Genomic DNA, 17,024 nt, shown 5'->3' with positions numbered 1-17,024 from the left:
ACGGGCGCGAGGAGCGCCCGTTGTCTTTCAAATACAGCCATTCGGGAAAAATCTCCATGAAGAAAAACTCCGCACGCGTGTGGTGGGCGTTGACGCCCCTCGCGCTCTCGTTGACCGTGGCCGGCTGCGGCGGCGGTGCCAACACCAACGCGCAGGACACCGCGGCGCTGTTCGCGACCGTTGCCGCGATCAATGCGGCCAACCAGCCCGCGCCGCCGGCGCCACCGGTCGCCGACAACGGCTGCCAGATACCGACCACCGGTTCGTCGGTGGTCGTCGGCTCGGGCGACCCGGGCGACCCGGCCGCACCGGAGCCTGCATCGGGCTACGTGCCGGGCCACAAGCTGGTCTACGCCAAGAACTACATGGTGGTGGCCAACCACCCGCTGGCCACGCGCGCCGGCTGCGATGTGCTGAAGGCCGGCGGCAGCGCGGTCGACGCGGCGGTGGCGGTGCAGGCCGTGCTCGGCCTGGTCGAGCCGCAGTCGAGCGGCCTGGGCGGCGGCGCCTTCATGCTCTATTACGACGCCGCGACCAAGAAGGTGCAGGCCTATGACGGCCGCGAGACCGCACCCGCCGCGGCCACCGAGAACTACCTGCTCTACGTGGACGATGTCAGCGACAAGACGGCCCCGAAGCCGACGTCGATGCTGCGGGCCAGCGGCCGCTCCATCGGTACGCCGGGCGCGGTGCGCATGCTCGACCTGGCCTACCAGGACCACGGCAAGCTGCCCTGGAAAGACCTGTTCGGTTACGGCATCACGCTCGCCTCCGACGGCTTCCTGATCGGCGGCCGCATGGCAACCGCCATTGCCACCTCCAAGACCGACCTGATGCGCGACGCCGAAGCCACGGCCTATTTCTTCAACGCCGACGGCACGCCCAAGGCGCTGGGCACCCGGCTCAAGAACCCGGCCTACGCCAAGACGCTGAACACCATCGCCACCCAGGGCGCCGACGCCTTCTACACGGGCGATATCGCCAAAAGCATCGTCGACAAGATCGGCGTCAGCACGGCCGTCGACGGCTCGGCCATCACCCCCGGCAAGACCACGCTGGCCGACATGGCCAACTACAGGGCCAAGCGCCGCGACCCGGTGTGCGGCACCTACCGCGACTACTACGTGTGCAGCATGTCGCCGCCGTCCTCGGGCGGCATCGCGGTGGTGGCGACCCTGGGCATCCTGGAGACCTTCAACCTGGGCCTGTACAAGCCGACCGCCATCGACCTCGAAGGCGGCAAGCCGACCGTGATGGGCGTGCACCTGGTGAGCGAGGCCGAGCGCCTGGCCTACGCCGACCGCGACAAGTACGTAGCCGACACCGACTTCATTCCCCTGCCCGGCGGAAGCCCCGACTCGCTGATCAACAAGCGCTACCTGCAAGGCCGCGCCAGCCTCATCAGCCTGACGAAAAGCATGGGCCTGGCCACGGCCGGCGACCTGGGCGCCGTGCCGCTGGGCATCGACAAGACCGAAGAGCACGGCACCACGCACTTCACCATCGTCGACAAGCAGGGCAACGTGGTCGTGATGACCACCACGGTGGAAAGCACGCTGGGTTCGTTCCACATGACGCAAGGCTTCGTGCTGAACAACCAGCTGACCGACTTCGCGGCCAACCCGAACGACACCACGGTGACCCCGAACGTGAAGTTCGCCAACCGCGTGGCCCCGGGCAAGCGCCCGCGCAGCACGATGGCGCCGACGCTGGTGTTCAAGAAGAACACCGACGGCAGCATGGGCGAGTTCGTGATGGGCACGGGCTCGCCGGGCGGCGGCACGATCATCCAGTACGTGGTGAAGACATTGGTTGGTGCGCTCGACTGGGGCCTGGATGCCCAGCAAGCCACGTCGCTGGTCGACTTCGGCGCGACCAACAGCAAGCCGACGCCCACCGCCACCGCTTCGCTGACCAACGTGGGCGGTGAGCATCCGAGCATCGATGCGACCAACGGGGGCAACAACGATCCGCTGATCACAGGGCTGCGCGCGATGGGTCACACGGTGAACTTCGGGGCGCAGTCCAGCGGCGTGAGCACCGTCATCCGTACCAGCGTGGGCGGCAAACCGGTGTTGACCGGTGGCGCGGACCCGCGCCGTGAAGGCATCGTGCTGGGCGACACCTTCACGCCTTGAGATGAGATGAATCCACGGGGCCGGTGGCGGTCCCGTTTCTCTCCTTCAGTGCTGCGCGAGCACCTCGGCGGCCGGGCCGACAAAAGCCCGGATCCGCCGGCTCACGCCCCCGGCCTCTTCGTGCAGCACCCAGTGCCCGGCACCTTCGATGCGTTGCAGCTCGCCCTGCTCGCACAGGTCGATGCTGGGCTGGGCCATCTCCAGGCCCAGCGCCTGGTCCTGTACGCCCCAGAGCAGCAACGTGGGCATCGGCACGCGCCCGTCGATGCGCATGCGCGGGCGGTCGCGCATCAGCGCGCGGTACCAGTTGAGCATCGCGGTCAGCGCGCCCGGCCTTGCCCAGGCCTCGCGGTACAGCGCCAGTTCCGCATCGGAAAAAGCGCCGGGCCGGCTGCTCTGAGTCAGCACCTTGCCGAGCCCGCGAAAGTTGTTGCGCCTCAACAGCCGCTCGGGCAGGCGCGGGATGCGAAAGAAGTGCATGTACCAGCTTCGCAGGCGCTGCCGTCCGGTCGCCATGTGCGCGAGCATCACGGCCGGCTGCGGCGCGTTGACGATCACCAGCCGGCTCACCAGCGCCGGCTCGCGCGCGGCCACGCGCCAGGCCACGACACCGCCCCAGTCGTGCCCCATCAGCGTCACGGCCTCGCGGCCGGTGCCACGGATCAGCGCGCAGATGTCGTCCACCAGCGTTTCGAGTCCATAGGCCTCGATGCCCGCAGGCTTGTCGCTTTCCCCGTAGCCGCGCTGGTCGGGCACCCAGACGCGGTAGCCGGCAGCAGCCAGCGCGCCGATCTGGCTGGCCCAGCCGCGCCAGAACTCGGGGAACCCGTGCAGCAGCAGGGCCACCGGCCCGTCGACCGGGCCGGCCTGCACCACATGGAGACGGATGCCGTTGACCTGGACGAAATGATGTTCGCAGACGTCGCCCATGCGCGCGCTTACTTTGCCAACTCCGACACCAGCCGATAGAGGAACTCGCGGCCGTCGTACAGGCGCTGGATCTCGATGCGCTCGTCAAGGCCGTGGGCACGCGCATCCGCCGGCTCGAGGAACATGCCGGTCACGCCGTACATCGGAATGCCGGCATTGCGCAGGAAGCGGCTGTCGGTCGCGCCGGTGCTCATGGCGGGCACCACCGGCACGCCGGGCCACATCTGCTGCGTGAGCGACTCCACCGTCTTCACGAGATCGCCGTTCAGCGGCGACGCCGGGCTGCGCAGCGGCCGGCCCACATTGCGCACCACGATCTTGTCGTTGCCGATCGCCTGGGTCAGCAGGCGCTCGACCTCGTCCGGGTCGTCGTGCGGCAGGATGCGGCAGTTGACCGTGGCCTTGGCCGATTGCGGCAGTGCGTTCTCGGCATGGCCGGCCTGCACCATCGTCGCCACGCAGGTGGTGCGGAACTGTGCGTTGTAGGCCGGGTTGGCCGACATGCGCTCGATCACCGAGGGGTCGGGGTTGCCGGTGCCGATGGCGCGCATGTCGTCGGCCAGCTGGCCGGTGGCAAAGGGCGCACTGCGCGCGAAGTAGGTCTTGGTGACGTCGGCCAGCTTGACCGGGAAGGCGTAGTTGCCCAGCCGCTCCAGCCCGGCCGACAACGCATAGATCGGGTTGCTCTTGGTCGGCACCGAGCTGTGGCCGCCCACGTCGCGCGCCTCGAGCATGTAGGTCGTGTACATCTTCTCGGCCACCTGCATGCGATGCAGGTTCGGCTTGCCGCCGCGCAACTCACCGCCACCGCCTTCGTTGATGCCGAACTCGGCCTGCAGCAGCTCGGGCTTGTTGCTGATGAGCCAGAAGGCGCCGTTGCTGAGCGCATCGCCGCGCTCTTCGTCGGCGGTCAGCGCCAGGATGATGTCGCGCTTGGGCTTGAAGCCCTCCTGCTTCAGTTGCCCCACCACCGAGACCAGCGCCGAGGCCATCGCCTTGTCGTCGATGGAGCCGCGCGCCGTGAAGTAGCCGCCGGTTTCCTGCAGCTTGAAGGGGTCGGTCTTCCAGTCTTCGCGGCGGGCCTCGACCACGTCGATGTGGGCCAGCAGGAGCAGCGGCTTCTTGCTGCCGTCGCCCTTGAAGCGCAGCACCAGGTTGCCCTTCTTGGGGAAGGGTTCGAAGATCTGGATGTCGCCGGGTGCAAAGCCGGCTTCGATCAGCCGCTTTTCCATGGCGCGCGCGGCCACGGTGTTGTCGCCCACCGAATGGGTGGTGTTGATCTCGACCAGTTCCTTGTAGATGTCGTGAAAGCGCTGCTGCTGCGGCGTCAACGACGGGGGCGGTGTCTGTTGGGCCAACGCACCGGTCGTGCCGGCCATGCCGCCAAGGGCCAGCGACAGGGCGAGCACGGTTCTCGCGGAACGAAAGGAAAACGGCGAACGGCGGCGGGTCTGCATCCTCATGGTCTCTCTCTCCGGTGGTGGTTGTGCCGTCCAGCATAGCAAGCGCCATGGCCTTGGGGGCGCGGAAGACGGGCACACTCGCGGCCATGCAATGGGACATCTTCTGCAAGGTCATCGACAACCACGGCGACCTCGGCGTCTGCTGGCGGCTGGCCAGCCAGCTGGCCACGGCCGGCGAGCGTGTGCGCCTCTGGATCGACGACGCGAGCGCGCTGGGCTGGATGGCGCCTTCGGGCCAGAGCGGTGTGCGCGTGATCGACTGGCTCGACACCGCCGCCGTGCAGAGCGCCGCTGCAGAGCCCGCGCCCGACGTGCTGATCGAGGCCTTCGGCTGCGAACCGGCGCCGGAGCTGATCGCCACCTTCGCCGAAGCCTCGGCCAACGGCGGACCACGGCGGGCCTGGATCAACCTCGAATACCTTTCGGCCGAGCCCTATGTCGAGCGCCTGCACGGGCTGCCCTCGCCGGTCTTCAAGGGGCCGGGCGCTGGGCTGACCAAGCGGTTCTTCTACCCCGGCTTCACGCCGGCCACCGGCGGCCTTCTGCGAGAGCCCGACCTGATGGAACGGCGGGCGCGCTTTGATCGCAGGCAGTGGCTGCAAGAGCGGCAGATTCCGTGGCGGGACGGCGAGCGGCTCGTTTCGCTCTTCTGCTACGAACCTGGCGCGCTGGCGGCGCTGCTCGGGCAGCTCGCGGCCGATCCGGTGCCGACGCGGCTGCTGGTGACCGCAGGCCGGGCGGCGCGGGCCGTTCAAGCCTGCATTTCGAGCCAAAACGGGCTGATGCCCGCGTCCGGTGGACGAAATGCGCTATCAATTTCATACCTCCCCTATCTCACCCAGCCGGATTTCGACCACCTGCTCTGGGCCTGCGACCTGAATTTCGTGCGCGGCGAAGACTCCCTGGTGCGCGCCCTCTGGGCCGGCGCACCGCTGGTCTGGCAGATCTACCCGCAGGATGACGACGCGCACCACGTCAAGCTCGAAGCCTGGCTCGACTGGCTTGGCGCCCCGCCCTCGCTGCGGCTTTTTCACCACGCCTGGAACGGCTTCGGCAACGCCCCCCTGCCCGCGCTCGAAACACACGGCCTATGGCGCGAAACCGCCCTGGCCGCCCGCACCCGATTGCTCGCGCAAGACGATCTGCTTGCGCAACTGCGGCATCTGGTCGCCGGAAAAAGCTAAAATAGCGGGCTTTGCGGATTTCGGCCCGGGTCTTTTTACCCGAGATGCTCTCCGCCAAACCTGCAAATCCGCCGCAAGACATGTGCAGCGGGGCCAGAAACGCCGGCACAAACGTTCAGAACGTTGGTTCAGAACGTTGCCGATGGCCCCGTGCACCGAGCGGCCAACATCCAGAGAACCTGTTATGAAAATCGCTCAAGAAATCCGCGCCGGCAACGTCATCATGCACGGCAAGGATCCGATGGTCGTCCTGAAGACCGAATACAGCCGCGGCGGCCGCAACTCCGCCACCGTGCGCATGAAGATGAAGAGCCTGATCGCCAACTTCAACACCGAAGTGGTCTTCAAGGCCGACGACAAGATCGACCAGATCGTGCTCGACAAGAAGGAGTGCACCTACTCCTACTTCGCCGACCCGATGTACGTCTGCATGGACGCCGACTACAACCAGTACGAAGTTGAAGCCGAGAACATGGGCGACGCGCTGAACTACCTCGAAGACGGCATGGCCGTCGAAGTGGTGTTCTACGACGGCAAGGCCATCTCGGTCGAACTGCCGACCAGCGTCGAGCGCGAAATCACCTGGACCGAGCCGGCCGTCAAGGGCGACACCTCGGGCAAGGTCCTGAAGCCCGCCAAGATCGCCACCGGCTTCGAAGTGCCGGTTCCGCTCTTCGTCTCGCAAGGCGACAAGATCGAAATCGACACGCGCACCGGCGAATACCGCAAGCGCGTCTGAGCCTGCATCGGCTGGCCGGTTCACCGGCCCATCACCCCTTCGAAAAAGGCTCCGCAAGGAGCCTTTTTCGTTTGTCGGGCATGCCGGTTGCAACGCTGCACAATCCCACAGGTCCTTCTGTCTGGTTTCTTCATGAACAACACGCACGATCTTCACGACAAACGCCTGGCCGATGCCTGGGCCACGCTCCAGTCCCACGCCGATCACGGCCTCCCGCTCGACCCCGATCCCTCGCGCATCGCCTTCGCCGACCCCGAGTTCCTGCTGCGCCGCGAGACGCGCGGCATCCGCATGCAGCTCGAGCTAATGAAGCCCGACATCGAGCAGCGCGCGCACGGCATCGAGAACACGGTCGTGGTGTTCGGCAGCGCCCGCTTTCGCAGCGAAGAAGATGCCGCGGCCATGATCGCGCAGGCCGAGGCCAGCGGCGATGCCGCGGCCTCCGAGCGCTGGCGCCGGCTGGCGCGCAACTCGCACTACTACGAGAAGGCACGCGCCTTCGGCAAGCTGGTCGCGCAATACAGCAACGACAAGGAGCCGCAAGACAAGCTCTTCATCTGCACCGGCGGCGGCCCCGGCATCATGCAGGCGGCCAACCGCGGTGCGCACGAAGGTGGCGGCATCTCGGTCGGGCTGGCGATCGCGCTGCCGATGGAAGAAGAAGCCAACCCCTACGTCACGCCGGCGCTGAGCTTCAAGTTCCACTACTTCGCGATCCGCAAGATGCATTTCATGATGCGTGCGAAGGCGCTGGTGGCGTTCCCGGGCGGCTTCGGCACGCTCGACGAACTGTTCGAGGTGATCACGCTGGTGCAGACGAAGAAGTCGAAGCCGGTGCCGATCGTGCTGTTCGGCTCCGACTACTGGAAGAAGCTGATCGACTTCGACTTCCTGGTCGACGAAGGCGTGATCTCGCCGGGCGACGTGAAGCTGTTCGAGTACGTCGACGCGCCGGAAGACGCCTGGAGCGCAATCAAGCGCTTCTACAAGCTGTAAGTTGCTAGGCGCCTCGGTCAGGCGTCTGCGTCGTCCACGTCGGGATGCAGCGCCTGCTCGAAGAACCGCGTGAGTGCGCGGGCACGGCGGCGGCGGTCGGCCACGGGGTCTGCGGCCGGCCCCATCGCCACTGCGTCGTCGGCCACGCCGTGCAGCGCATTGAAAAGAATCACGGCCGTCAGGGTCGCGTCTTCCACCTCCCACACACCCGCGGCATCGCCCTGCTTCAGCAGCGCGACGAGCTGCGTGATGACAGCGTTGTCGTTGCGCATGCGCCGGTCTTCGGGCCGGTACTCGTGAAAGACCACGTCGTGCAAGGCGACGTTGTCCAGGTAGGTTTCGAGCCCCGTCTCCACCCAGGCCTTCAGGCGGGCGCGATGCTTGTGGGCGGGGTGCTTGTCCATCGCATCCTGCAGGCGCGCGCAGAAGGTGTCGACGAAGCGCTGCTGCAACGCGCCGAGCAGCGCCTCCTTCGAGGGAAAGTACAGATAGAAAGTGCCCTTGGCCACCTGCGCGCCGGCAGCGATGTCGTCGATGCTGGTGGTGGCGATGCCCTTGGAGATGAAGAGCCGCTCGGCCGCATCCATCAACGCGGCCCCACGGGTCTCGGGGGCCTTGGTGCGGCGGCGCGGCGTGGCCTCGCCATCGCCATCGGAAGGAATGGGGATCGTGACCGCGCCGCTCTTCGTCATGGACAACCTCAGGCGGCCGCTGCTGCCGTAGCAGCCGCGCGGGCGGCGCCGATGGCCGAACGCACGGAGGCCAGGTTGAACGACAGGCCGCGCGGGACCATCACGCGCTCGCTGAGCCACGCCAGCGCGTCGTCGGCATCGGCGAATGTGCTGGCAGGCACGCCGAAGAGTTTTTCGACATTCATCTTGCGGATTTTCTCGTACTGATCGGCGGGCACCACGCTCGCCATGCCCATCATATGGCGGCGAATGTCGGCACCCCGCTCCTGCAGCCACTGCTTGGCGCTGTGGGCGCTGCCCTCGGGGTGAACCAGCGCATCGGCGTCGGCGAACACGCGCAGCGACACGAAGGGCTCGCCGCGGTCGAGCCAGCGGTTCCAGTCTTCGGTGAAGGCCTGCATGCTTTCGAGCGTCTGCAACCCGGCCGAGACGCTGATGACGAGAGGCCATTGACTGAGGTCGTGATGAATCATGGAAGGCTCCTTGGTAAAAATCGAACGAAGTCGCGCACGGAGGCGCAGCGGCACGAGCGCAGCGGGCATGGGAAAGCAGGGCCTCAGGCGCGGGCAGGCAATGCGGCCGTGCGGGGCCTGACGCTCAGGAGCAGCCCCGCGGCCAGCAGGCCGGCGAATCCGGCGCAGGCCATCGCCGCATGGAAGCCGCCGGCCAGCGCACCGGTCAACAGGTTGTGCGCCGTGCCCGCATCGAGCGATGCCAGCGCCCCGAGGTCGTGCCGCGAGACGGCCGCCACGGCAGCCTGCTGTGCATCGCGCAGCCCGGCCTGTTCGAGCGCATCGGCCAGCAGCGAAGTGGCACGGGTGCTCATCAAGGTGCCGAGCAACGCAATGCCGATCAGCATGCCGGCCTGGCGCAGCGCATTCATGGTGGCCGAGGCCATGCCCGAGCGCTGCGCAGGCACGGACGCCATCACGGCCGTGCTGGTGGCCGGCACGGCAAGGCCGGAGCCCGCGCCCAGGAACACGAACAGGAGCGCCAGCAGCCCATAGGGCGTGTCGGGCGAGAACAGCGTGAGCAGCAGCATCGAAGCGCCGATGAGCCCATAGCCAGCGACCATCAGCGAGTGCACTTCGAAGCGCCGCGCCAGGCGGCCGAACTGCGATGCCACGATGCCTGTTGCGACGAACTGCGGCACCAGGCGCCAGCCGGTGTCGCTGGGCGACCAGCCCTGCACCTGCTGCAGGAACAGCGAGAAGAAGAACAGGCTCGCGTACGACGAGAACCCGAGCACGAACGACGCGAAATTGGTGACCGAGAAGCGCGCGTCGCGGAACAGCGCAAGCGGCAGCAGCGGCCGCGCCACGCGCGCTTCCACCATCAGGAACAGCGCGAGCCCGATCACGGCCGCCACCAGCGCGGTTGCGGCGGGCGTCGAGCCCCAGCCGTATTCGCCCGCGGCGATCAGGCCATAGGTCAAGGCGCCGAGCCACAGCACGCTGAGCACCTGTCCCACCGGGTCGAGCGCCGCGTGTTCGGGGTGCGAGGTTTCCTGGATGCCCCAGAGCCCCAGCCCCACGGTCAGCAGGCCGATCGGCAGGTTGATGAGGAAGATGCTCTGCCAGCCCGCGTGGTCCACCAGCAGCCCGCCGAGCATCGGCCCGAGGATCAGCGACAGCGCGGTGAACGACGACCAGCCGCCGATCACCCGCGCCCTGCTCGCGGGCTCCGGAAATGCGTGCGCCAGCAGCGACAGCGCGCCCGGAATCAGCAAGGCGCCCGCCACGCCCTGCACGGCCCGACCAACCAGCAAGGTGAACAGGCTGCCGGCCATCGCGCACATCGCGGACCCGATGGTGAACACGATCACGCCGGTCAGCCAGGCGCGCTTGCGGCCGTAGCGATCGCCCAGCGGGCCGGCCGAGAGCATGAACGCCGACAGGCACAGCGCGTAGATGTCGATCACCCACTGCAGCCCGGCCAGGTCGGTAGAGAGCGCGCGCTGCAGCGTGGGCAGCGCGACGTTGACGATGCTCACGTCGAGCGTGGCGATGAAGCTGCCGAGGTACACCGCAGCCACGAGCGCGAGACGACGGCGCGGATCGACCGCAAGCCGGGTAAGGGAGTCCATGGACGCCTTCAAGGTCATTGAGGAAGGCGCCAATACTGACTTTGGGTCAGTAAATTGTCAAACAAATGAGAATAAATCTCATCTGGAGTGTGGATTTCACATCGCCGTCATGTCAGATCTTCAAACCCCATGTAGCGCGCGCCCCCAGCGCCAGCACGCCCCCGACGACCCAGAACACGCCCGCAATGCCGATCAGCGCGCCCAGCGATCCGAACAGCATCGGCATCGCGACGCTCGATGCGTTGATGGTCATGAGCCGCAGGCCCAGCGCCTCGCCATGCCGCGTGTGCGGCGTGATCTGGTGCAGCATGCTCATCACCATCGGCTGCACCGCCCCCAGCGCAAAGCCGAGCATCACCGAGCAAGCGCCCATGGCCCAGGCCGAATCGAGCAGCGGATAGATCGCGAACATCAGCGCCGTGACCACCGTGGAGCTCAGGATCACGCTGCGTTCCGATGCACGCGAGGCGATCAGGGGCAGCACCACGCGAATGACAGCCGCCGCAACGGCGAAGGCTCCGAGGATCGAGCCGATCACCGACGCGCTGATGCCCCGCTCGTGCCCCAGCACGGGCAGCACGAAGGCGTGCACGTCCCAGCTGGACGACTGCAGCCAGTTCACGAACAGCAGGCGCCGGAACATCGGCTCGCGCAGCAGGTCCCAGGCCCGCGTCGGCACGGCGCCCGCCAGTGGTGGCGTGGGCGGCTGCTCGTGCGCGCCGCGCGCGAGCAACCAGCAGACGATGGGCAGCGCCGCCATCACCACGAAGCAGATGCGAAAGGCCAGCATGTCCGCCGGCACGCGGCCCGCATGGTCGATCAGCATGCCGGCCAGAAACGGCCCGACGAAGTTGGCCGCGGCCGGCGCGATGGCCAGCCAGCTGAACACACGCTTGAGCTGCGTCGGATCGTGGGCAGACCGGCCCACGTGCCGCTGCAGCGCGATCACGGTCGCGCCCGTGGCGCCGCCGGTCAGCAGGGCCGACAGGCACATCACCGGGAACACGGGGAACACCACCACCAGCCCCGCGCCGACCACCGCCGCGATCACCGACAGCCACAGTGGCCGCTTGAACCCATGCCGGTCGGCAAAGCGCCCCGCGGGCAGCGCCAGGAACACCTGGGTCAGCGCGAACAGCGAGATCAGCACCCCGACCGCTGCTGCGCTGTAGCCTTGTTGCAGCGCCAGCAACGGCGTTGCGAGTCGCATGCCGGCCATGGTGGCATGCAGGCAAACCTGGGCGCCGATGACGCGCAGCAGTTCGGAACCTTTCACGGGAGGTCGTCGCCCTCGCTGTCGGCGGTGGGAGGCAGCAGTACCTGTGCCTGCGCCTCGGGCAATGCCTCGACCTTGCGCAGCGCCAGGCGCATCTGCTTGGCGCGCGTGTCGGCCTTGTCGAGCGTGTCGGAAGCCTTGGCCACCTGCTCCTTGATGCGCGCGACCCATTCGCCATAGCGCTCGAACTCGGTCTTGACCGCGCCCAGCACCTTCCACACCTCGGAGGCCTGCTGCTCCAGCGCCAGCGTGCGAAAGCCCATGTGCAGGCTGTTGAGCATCGCGAGCAAGGTGGTCGGGCCGGCCAGCGTCACGCGGTGCTGGCGCTGGATCGCATCCATCAGACCGGGCCGGCGCAGCACCTCGGCATAGAGGCTTTCGACGGGCAGGAACAGGATCGCGAAATCGGTGGTGTGCGGTGCCGCGAGGTAGTTGTCGGCGATGGACTTGGCCTCGGTGCGGATGCGCGCTTCGAGCGCCTTCGCCGCCAGTTCGGCACCCGAGGCATCGGCACGCTCGTGGGCATCGATCAGGCGCTCGTAGTCGTCGCGCGGAAACTTGGCGTCGATGGGCAGCCACACGGGCGCGCCCTCTTCGCCCCGCCCCGGAAAACGGATCGCGAAGTCGACACGCTGCCCGCTGCGCGGCTTGGTCTCGATCTGCCTGGCGTACTGGTCGGGCGTGAGCACCTGCTCGAGCAAGGCCTCGAGCTGCACTTCGCCGAACACGCCGCGCGTCTTCACGTTGGTCAGCACGCGCTGCAGGCTGCCGACGCCGACGGCGAGCGTCTGCATTTCGCCCAGGCCCTTGTGGACCTGTTCGAGCCGGTCGGCCACCTGCTTGAAGCTCTCGCCCAGGCGCGTCTCCAGCGTGCTCTGCAGCTTTTCGTCGACCGTCTTGCGCATCTCGTCGAGCTTGGCGGCATTGGTCTGCTGCAGCTGCGCGAGCTGGGTTTCCATGGTCGTGCGCACTTCGGACAGGCGCCGGGCATTCGATTCGCTCAGGCCTTGCAGCTGGGTGTTGAGCGTATCCGCCAGCGTTTTCTGCAGCGAAGCGAGCTGCAGCGCAAAGGCATCGAGCTGCGCGTTCTGGGTGCGCGTGGCCTCGGCGCCCTGCTGCACCAGCGACTGCTGGAAGGTGGCGAAGGCCTGGGCGGTTTCTTGCCGCGCGCCGCGCGAGTTGTCCCCGATTTCGCGGCGCAGTTCGCGCTCGGTGCGTTCACTGGCCGAGGACATCGCGGCCAGTGCGCGCAGCATGTCGCCGTGGTCGGGCTGGGGTGGGCGGCGTGCGAGCAGCCAGATCACCAGCACCAGTTGGATGACTGCGAGCGCAGCCAGCAGGAGAAGAATCAGGGAAGAGTCCAAGGTCGCGGTATCGGTGCCTGTTTTTTTATTGCTTGTGGGCCGATGGCACGGGCGTGACGGGCGTCAGCGCGCCCTTGCCGCTGAACCAGGCGATGAGGTTGTCGGCCGCAAGGTCGGCCATGGCGCGGCGCGTGGGCACGGTGGCGCTGGCGATGTGCGGGGTCAGCACCACGTTCGGCACGGTCAGCAGATCGGGATGAACCTTGGGCTCGCCCTCGAACACGTCGAGGCCCGCTGCGGCGATGCGCTTCTCGCGCAGGGCCACGGCCAGCGCGGCGTCGTCGACGATGCCGCCGCGCGCGATGTTGACCAGCGTGGCGGTCGGCTTCATCAGCGCGATTTCGGCCGCGCCGATGGTGTGGTGCGACGCCGGCGAATACGGCACCACCAGCACCACGTGGTCGGCCGTCTTGAGCAGCTCTTCCTTGCTCACGTAGCTGGCCTTGCATTCGGCCTCAAGCGCCGCGTCGAGCCGCGAGCGGTTGTGATAGATCACCTTCATGCCGAAGCCGTGCGCGCCGCGCTTGGCAATGCCTTGGCCGATACGGCCCATGCCGATGATGCCGAGCGTCGAGCCGTGGATGTCGGAGCCCGCGAACATGTCGAAGCTCCACTTCTGCCACTTGCCCGCGCGCAGGAAATGCTCGCTTTCGGTGATGCGGCGCGCCGTGGCCATGAGCAGCGCGAAGCCGAAGTCGGCCGTGGTCTCGGTCAGCACGTCGGGCGCATTGGTGCCGAGCACGCCGTGCGCGGCCATGGCGTCGACGTCGAAGTTGTTGTAGCCCACCGCCATGTTGGCGCAGATCTTCAGGTCGGGGCAGGCATCGAGCACCGCCGCGTCGATACGCTCGCTGCCGGTGGTGAAGGCGCCCTGCTTGCCCTGCAGCTTCGCGATCAGCTGCTCCTTGCTCCAGCTTTCGTCGGCCTGGTTCGACTCGATCTCGAAGTGCTGCGAAAGGCGCTCGATGGTCTCGGGAAAGATCGCGCGTGCGACCAGGATCTTGGGCTTGCTCATGATGTTGTCTCTGCGCTCAGCGGAAGAAGATGAAGGTGGTGATGACGAACAGCGGAACCAGGATGGCCACGGACCACGCCATGTAGCCGAAGAAGCTCGGCATGCGAACGCCGCGGCTCTCGGCGATGGCCTTGACCATGAGGTTGGGCGCGTTGCCGATGTAGGTGTTGGCGCCCATGAACACGGCGCCCGCCGAGATGGCCGCCAGCGTGGAGGCGTAGGTGGTCATCAGCGCGGCTGGGTCGCCGCCCGCCGTGTTGAAGAACACCAGATAGGTCGGCGCGTTGTCGAGGAACGAACTGAGCACGCCCGTGGCCCAGAAATACATGGCCGGATCGGGCTGGCCGTCGGCGCGCGTCACGGCCGAGACGATGGCACCGAACGGGCCCTGCGTGCCGGCCTTGAGCATCGCGATCACCGGGATGATGGTCAGGAAGATGCCTGCAAACAGCTTGGCCACCTCGGCCATCGGGCCCCACTCGAATTGGTTGTCGGCATGCACCTTGGGCGAGGTGAGCTTGAACGAAATGACCGCGATCAGCGCCAGCCCGACGTCGCGCACCAGCCCCGGCAGGCCGACCTCGGTGCCGAACACGTCGAACTGCACCGGCGACTTCCAGAATCCGCTGAGCAGCACCAGTGCCACCACCGCGCCCAGCAGCCAGAAATTAGCGGCGCCATCGAAGCCCAGGCGCCGGGTGTCGGGCGTCGGGTCGGTCGGCAGCACGCCGTCTTTCCGATAGAAGTAGCGGTCGATGGCATAGAACAGCGCGAGCAGCACTGCGAGGATGAAGATCGTTTCGAGCAGGATGTTCTGCGCGGTCCAGAAGAAGCCGATGCCCTTCAGGAAGCCGAGAAACAGCGGCGGATCGCCCAGCGGGGTGAGCGCACCGCCCGCGTTCGAGACGATGAAGATGAAGAACACGATGACGTGCACCTTGCGCAGGCGGTTGTCGTTCGCGCGGATCAGCGGGCGGATCAACAGCATCGAGGCGCCTGTGGTCCCCATGAAGCTCGCGAGCACCGCGCCGATCGCCAGGATCGCCGTGTTGAGGCCGGGTGCGCCGCGCAGGTTGCCGCGGATGTGAATGCCACCCGCCACCGTGAACAGCGCCGTCAGGAGAATGATGAACGGGATGTACTCGGCCACCAGCGCATGCACGAGCTGCACGCCCGCCAGGCCGACTCCGTAGGTTGCCGCGAATGGAAGCAGGAAGGCCAGCGCCCAGGCCGCCGAAATCTTGCCGTAATGGTGATGCCAGAACGACGGCGTGAGCAACGGCATCAGCGCGATCGACAACAGGATGCCGGCGAAGGGCACGCCCCAGAGCGGCGAGAGCCGTGCACCGTCGAAGTCGGCGGCCGAAGCCAGGGCGGGAAAGAGCATGGGCAGCGCCGCGGCCGCCATCAGTCGAAGGGTCTTTTTCATGGGTGCCGTACCGTACCAGACCGAGGTCAGGCAGGCGGCTGTTCGATCTCGAACACCTGGCGCAGGTAGGCCAAATATTTTTCGTCTTCGCACATGTTCTTGGACGGCGTGTCCGACAGCTTGGCCACCGGCTGGTCGTTGCAGTGGATCATCTTGATGACGATCTGCAGCGGCTCGTAGCCCAGGTCGTTGGTGAGGTTCGTGCCGATGCCGAAAGCCAGCTGGCAGCGGCCGCGGAACTGCTGGTACAGCTCGATGGTGCGCGGCACCGTGAGGCCGTCGCTGAAGATCAGCGTCTTGGTGAGCGGGTCGACCCGGTTCGCCACATAGTGCGCCAGCATGCGCTCGCCCCACTGGAACGGGTCGCCGCTGTCGTGGCGCGCGCCGTCGAAGAGCTTGCAGAAGTACAGGTCGAAGTCGCGCAGGAAGGCGCTCATGCCGTACACGTCGGACAGCGCGATGCCCAGGTCGCCGCGGTATTCGCGTGCCCAGCTCTCGAAGCCGAAAATCTGGCTGTCGCGCAAGCGCGGGCCGAGGGCCTGGCAGGCCTGCAGGTATTCGTGCGCCATGGTGCCCAGCGGGATCAGGCCCAGCTTCATGGCGTACAGCACGTTGCTGGTGCCCGCAAGCTGCGGCAGCCGCGCGCCGGGCGCGGCCTGCGCCGGCGGCGAGGTCACGGCGCCCAGCCTGCCGTTCAGGGTGCGCAGTACCTCTTCGTGCCAGTCCTTGGAGAAGCGGCGGCGCGTGCCGTAGTCGGCGATCTTCAGGTCGGACAGGCCCGCATCCTGCAGCTGCGCGATCTTGGTTTCGAGGCGGCGGCGGCCTTCCTCGAAGTCGGGCTTTTTCTGCGTGTTGCGGAAGTAGACCTCGTTGACGATGGCCAGCACCGGGATCTCGAACAGGATGGTGTGCAGCCACGGGCCCTTGATGCGGATCTCGAGCTCGCCCGAGGGCTGGGGAATGATGTTGATGTACTTCTCGTTGAGCCGGAAGAGCCCGAGGAAGTCGACGAAGTCGCTCTTGATGAAGCGCATCGACCGCAGGTAGGCCAGCTCGGCGTCGCGGAACTGCAGCGAGCACAGGCTGCGCACCTCGTCGCGAATCTGGCCCGCGAACTGCGCCAGGTCGACGCCGGGGTTGCGGCACTTGAAGCGGTACTCGACCCGGGCCCCCGGGAAGTGATGCAGAACGACCTGCATCATCGTGAACTTGTAGAGGTCGGTGTCGAGCAGGCTGTGAATGATCATGGTGCGGTACGCGATGCGTGCGGTGTCTCAAACTTTCGGCGTCGCATCGATTATCACGGGGCGCGTCGGCCTCTGCCTACGGGGCCTGGACAGCACGTCCTACCGTGAGGGGGAATCACCCTTGCGACATTGATTTCACGGCGGCGGACATGGCCGCCGAATCAACCGCTCAAAGGAGATTCGCATGAACAAGGACACCATCGAAGGCAACTGGAAGCAGCTCAAGGGCAAGGTCAAGGAGCAATGGGGCAAGTTGACCGACGACGACTTCGACGTCATCGCCGGCAAGCGCGACCAGCTGCTCGGCCGCATCCAGGAGCGCCACGGCATCAGCCGCGACGAAGCCGAGAAACAGGTCAAGGACTGGGAAGCACGCGACGGCCGCACGCCCGACGCGCTCTGGTTCGAAAAGTACTGATCGATGTGATGAAGCAGCGCAGCCCGAGTGGCTGCCGCCACACCGAA

15 protein-coding genes are annotated in these 17,024 nt (G+C 66.9%); 5 read left to right on the top strand and 10 right to left on the bottom strand.

Annotated elements, in window-relative coordinates; translation table 11 throughout:
• The first annotated feature begins 56 nt into the window (after window positions 1-56).
• Window positions 57-2,138 carry a gamma-glutamyltransferase gene (gene ggt / locus ACGLHS_RS02045; protein WP_394476403.1) on the top strand — a complete coding sequence of 694 codons (2,082 nt, stop codon included), beginning with the start codon at window positions 57-59 and terminating at the stop codon, window positions 2,136-2,138.
• A gap of 45 nt (window positions 2,139-2,183) precedes the next feature.
• Here ggt and ACGLHS_RS02040 read toward each other — a convergent pair whose 3' ends face one another.
• Both ACGLHS_RS02040 and ACGLHS_RS02035 read right to left on the bottom strand, forming a co-directional pair.
• Window positions 2,184-3,068 (bottom strand): alpha/beta fold hydrolase, encoded by an 885-nt coding sequence (locus ACGLHS_RS02040; RefSeq protein WP_394476401.1) that lies wholly within the window; start codon window positions 3,066-3,068, stop codon window positions 2,184-2,186.
• An 8-nt stretch (window positions 3,069-3,076) separates the two neighbouring features.
• Window positions 3,077-4,531 carry a M20/M25/M40 family metallo-hydrolase gene (locus tag ACGLHS_RS02035; RefSeq protein WP_394476399.1) on the bottom strand — a complete coding sequence of 485 codons (1,455 nt, stop codon included), beginning with the start codon at window positions 4,529-4,531 and terminating at the stop codon, window positions 3,077-3,079.
• A gap of 86 nt (window positions 4,532-4,617) precedes the next feature.
• On the opposite strand from ACGLHS_RS02035, the gene earP reads away from it, so the two are divergent.
• From earP to ACGLHS_RS02020, 3 genes are all read left to right on the top strand, one after another.
• Window positions 4,618-5,715 (top strand): elongation factor P maturation arginine rhamnosyltransferase EarP, encoded by a 1,098-nt coding sequence (gene earP / locus ACGLHS_RS02030; RefSeq protein ID WP_394476397.1) that lies wholly within the window; start codon window positions 4,618-4,620, stop codon window positions 5,713-5,715.
• Window positions 5,716-5,899: 184 nt separating this feature from the next.
• Window positions 5,900-6,454 (top strand): elongation factor P, encoded by a 555-nt coding sequence (gene efp, locus ACGLHS_RS02025; RefSeq protein WP_093236965.1) that lies wholly within the window; start codon window positions 5,900-5,902, stop codon window positions 6,452-6,454.
• 132 nt (window positions 6,455-6,586) lie between these two features.
• Window positions 6,587-7,450 (top strand): TIGR00730 family Rossman fold protein, encoded by an 864-nt coding sequence (locus ACGLHS_RS02020; RefSeq protein WP_394476395.1) that lies wholly within the window; start codon window positions 6,587-6,589, stop codon window positions 7,448-7,450.
• Between the two features lie 17 nt (window positions 7,451-7,467).
• Here the strand turns inward: ACGLHS_RS02020 and ACGLHS_RS02015 are convergent, their stop codons facing one another.
• The 8 genes from ACGLHS_RS02015 to pncB form a co-directional block, all read right to left on the bottom strand.
• On the bottom strand, window positions 7,468-8,142 hold the full coding sequence (locus ACGLHS_RS02015; RefSeq protein WP_394476393.1) for a TetR/AcrR family transcriptional regulator: 675 nt from the start codon (window positions 8,140-8,142) through the stop codon (window positions 7,468-7,470).
• A gap of 8 nt (window positions 8,143-8,150) precedes the next feature.
• On the bottom strand, window positions 8,151-8,615 hold the full coding sequence (locus ACGLHS_RS02010; protein ID WP_394476391.1) for a hypothetical protein: 465 nt from the start codon (window positions 8,613-8,615) through the stop codon (window positions 8,151-8,153).
• An 83-nt stretch (window positions 8,616-8,698) separates the two neighbouring features.
• The gene (locus ACGLHS_RS02005; protein WP_394476389.1) at window positions 8,699-10,228 is read right to left on the bottom strand and encodes an MFS transporter; all 1,530 of its coding nucleotides are present in this window, start codon (window positions 10,226-10,228) and stop codon (window positions 8,699-8,701) included.
• Window positions 10,229-10,340: 112 nt separating this feature from the next.
• Window positions 10,341-11,504, bottom strand: coding sequence for an MFS transporter (locus ACGLHS_RS02000; RefSeq protein ID WP_093236960.1), 1,164 nt, complete (start codon window positions 11,502-11,504; stop codon window positions 10,341-10,343).
• Window positions 11,501-12,868, bottom strand: coding sequence for a DNA recombination protein RmuC (locus ACGLHS_RS01995; RefSeq protein WP_394476387.1), 1,368 nt, complete (start codon window positions 12,866-12,868; stop codon window positions 11,501-11,503). The genes ACGLHS_RS02000 and ACGLHS_RS01995 overlap by 4 nt, the downstream gene beginning before the upstream one ends.
• A 25-nt stretch (window positions 12,869-12,893) precedes the next feature.
• A complete protein-coding gene (locus ACGLHS_RS01990; RefSeq protein ID WP_394476385.1) occupies window positions 12,894-13,883 on the bottom strand; it encodes a 2-hydroxyacid dehydrogenase in 990 nt (329 codons plus the stop codon).
• Window positions 13,884-13,899: 16 nt separating this feature from the next.
• Window positions 13,900-15,312 carry a sodium:proton antiporter gene (locus ACGLHS_RS01985; protein WP_394476383.1) on the bottom strand — a complete coding sequence of 471 codons (1,413 nt, stop codon included), beginning with the start codon at window positions 15,310-15,312 and terminating at the stop codon, window positions 13,900-13,902.
• A gap of 26 nt (window positions 15,313-15,338) precedes the next feature.
• Window positions 15,339-16,559, bottom strand: coding sequence for a nicotinate phosphoribosyltransferase (gene pncB / locus ACGLHS_RS01980; protein ID WP_394476381.1), 1,221 nt, complete (start codon window positions 16,557-16,559; stop codon window positions 15,339-15,341).
• Window positions 16,560-16,743: 184 nt separating this feature from the next.
• Here pncB and ACGLHS_RS01975 point away from each other — a divergent pair, with 184 nt between their 5' ends.
• Window positions 16,744-16,977, top strand: coding sequence for a CsbD family protein (locus tag ACGLHS_RS01975; RefSeq protein WP_093236955.1), 234 nt, complete (start codon window positions 16,744-16,746; stop codon window positions 16,975-16,977).
• The last annotated feature ends 47 nt before the right edge of the window (window positions 16,978-17,024 follow it).

The sequence above is a fragment of the Variovorax sp. VaC1 genome (assembly GCF_043658315.1).
Taxonomy (GTDB): Bacteria; Pseudomonadota; Gammaproteobacteria; order Burkholderiales; family Burkholderiaceae_C; genus Variovorax.
Note: the sequence above shows the minus strand (reverse complement) of the source record. Positions and strands in the feature narration are given on the sequence as shown.

Coding starts and splice junctions, on each gene's coding strand:
- ggt (WP_394476403.1), top strand. CDS start 57: ATGAAGAAAAACTCCGCACGCGTGTGGTGGGCGTTGACGCCCCTCGCG.
- ACGLHS_RS02040 (WP_394476401.1), bottom strand. CDS start 3,068: ATGGGCGACGTCTGCGAACATCATTTCGTCCAGGTCAACGGCATCCGT.
- ACGLHS_RS02035 (WP_394476399.1), bottom strand. CDS start 4,531: ATGAGGATGCAGACCCGCCGCCGTTCGCCGTTTTCCTTTCGTTCCGCG.
- earP (WP_394476397.1), top strand. CDS start 4,618: ATGCAATGGGACATCTTCTGCAAGGTCATCGACAACCACGGCGACCTC.
- efp (WP_093236965.1), top strand. CDS start 5,900: ATGAAAATCGCTCAAGAAATCCGCGCCGGCAACGTCATCATGCACGGC.
- ACGLHS_RS02020 (WP_394476395.1), top strand. CDS start 6,587: ATGAACAACACGCACGATCTTCACGACAAACGCCTGGCCGATGCCTGG.
- ACGLHS_RS02015 (WP_394476393.1), bottom strand. CDS start 8,142: ATGACGAAGAGCGGCGCGGTCACGATCCCCATTCCTTCCGATGGCGAT.
- ACGLHS_RS02010 (WP_394476391.1), bottom strand. CDS start 8,615: ATGATTCATCACGACCTCAGTCAATGGCCTCTCGTCATCAGCGTCTCG.
- ACGLHS_RS02005 (WP_394476389.1), bottom strand. CDS start 10,228: ATGGACTCCCTTACCCGGCTTGCGGTCGATCCGCGCCGTCGTCTCGCG.
- ACGLHS_RS01990 (WP_394476385.1), bottom strand. CDS start 13,883: ATGAGCAAGCCCAAGATCCTGGTCGCACGCGCGATCTTTCCCGAGACC.
- ACGLHS_RS01985 (WP_394476383.1), bottom strand. CDS start 15,312: ATGAAAAAGACCCTTCGACTGATGGCGGCCGCGGCGCTGCCCATGCTC.
- pncB (WP_394476381.1), bottom strand. CDS start 16,559: ATGATCATTCACAGCCTGCTCGACACCGACCTCTACAAGTTCACGATG.
- ACGLHS_RS01975 (WP_093236955.1), top strand. CDS start 16,744: ATGAACAAGGACACCATCGAAGGCAACTGGAAGCAGCTCAAGGGCAAG.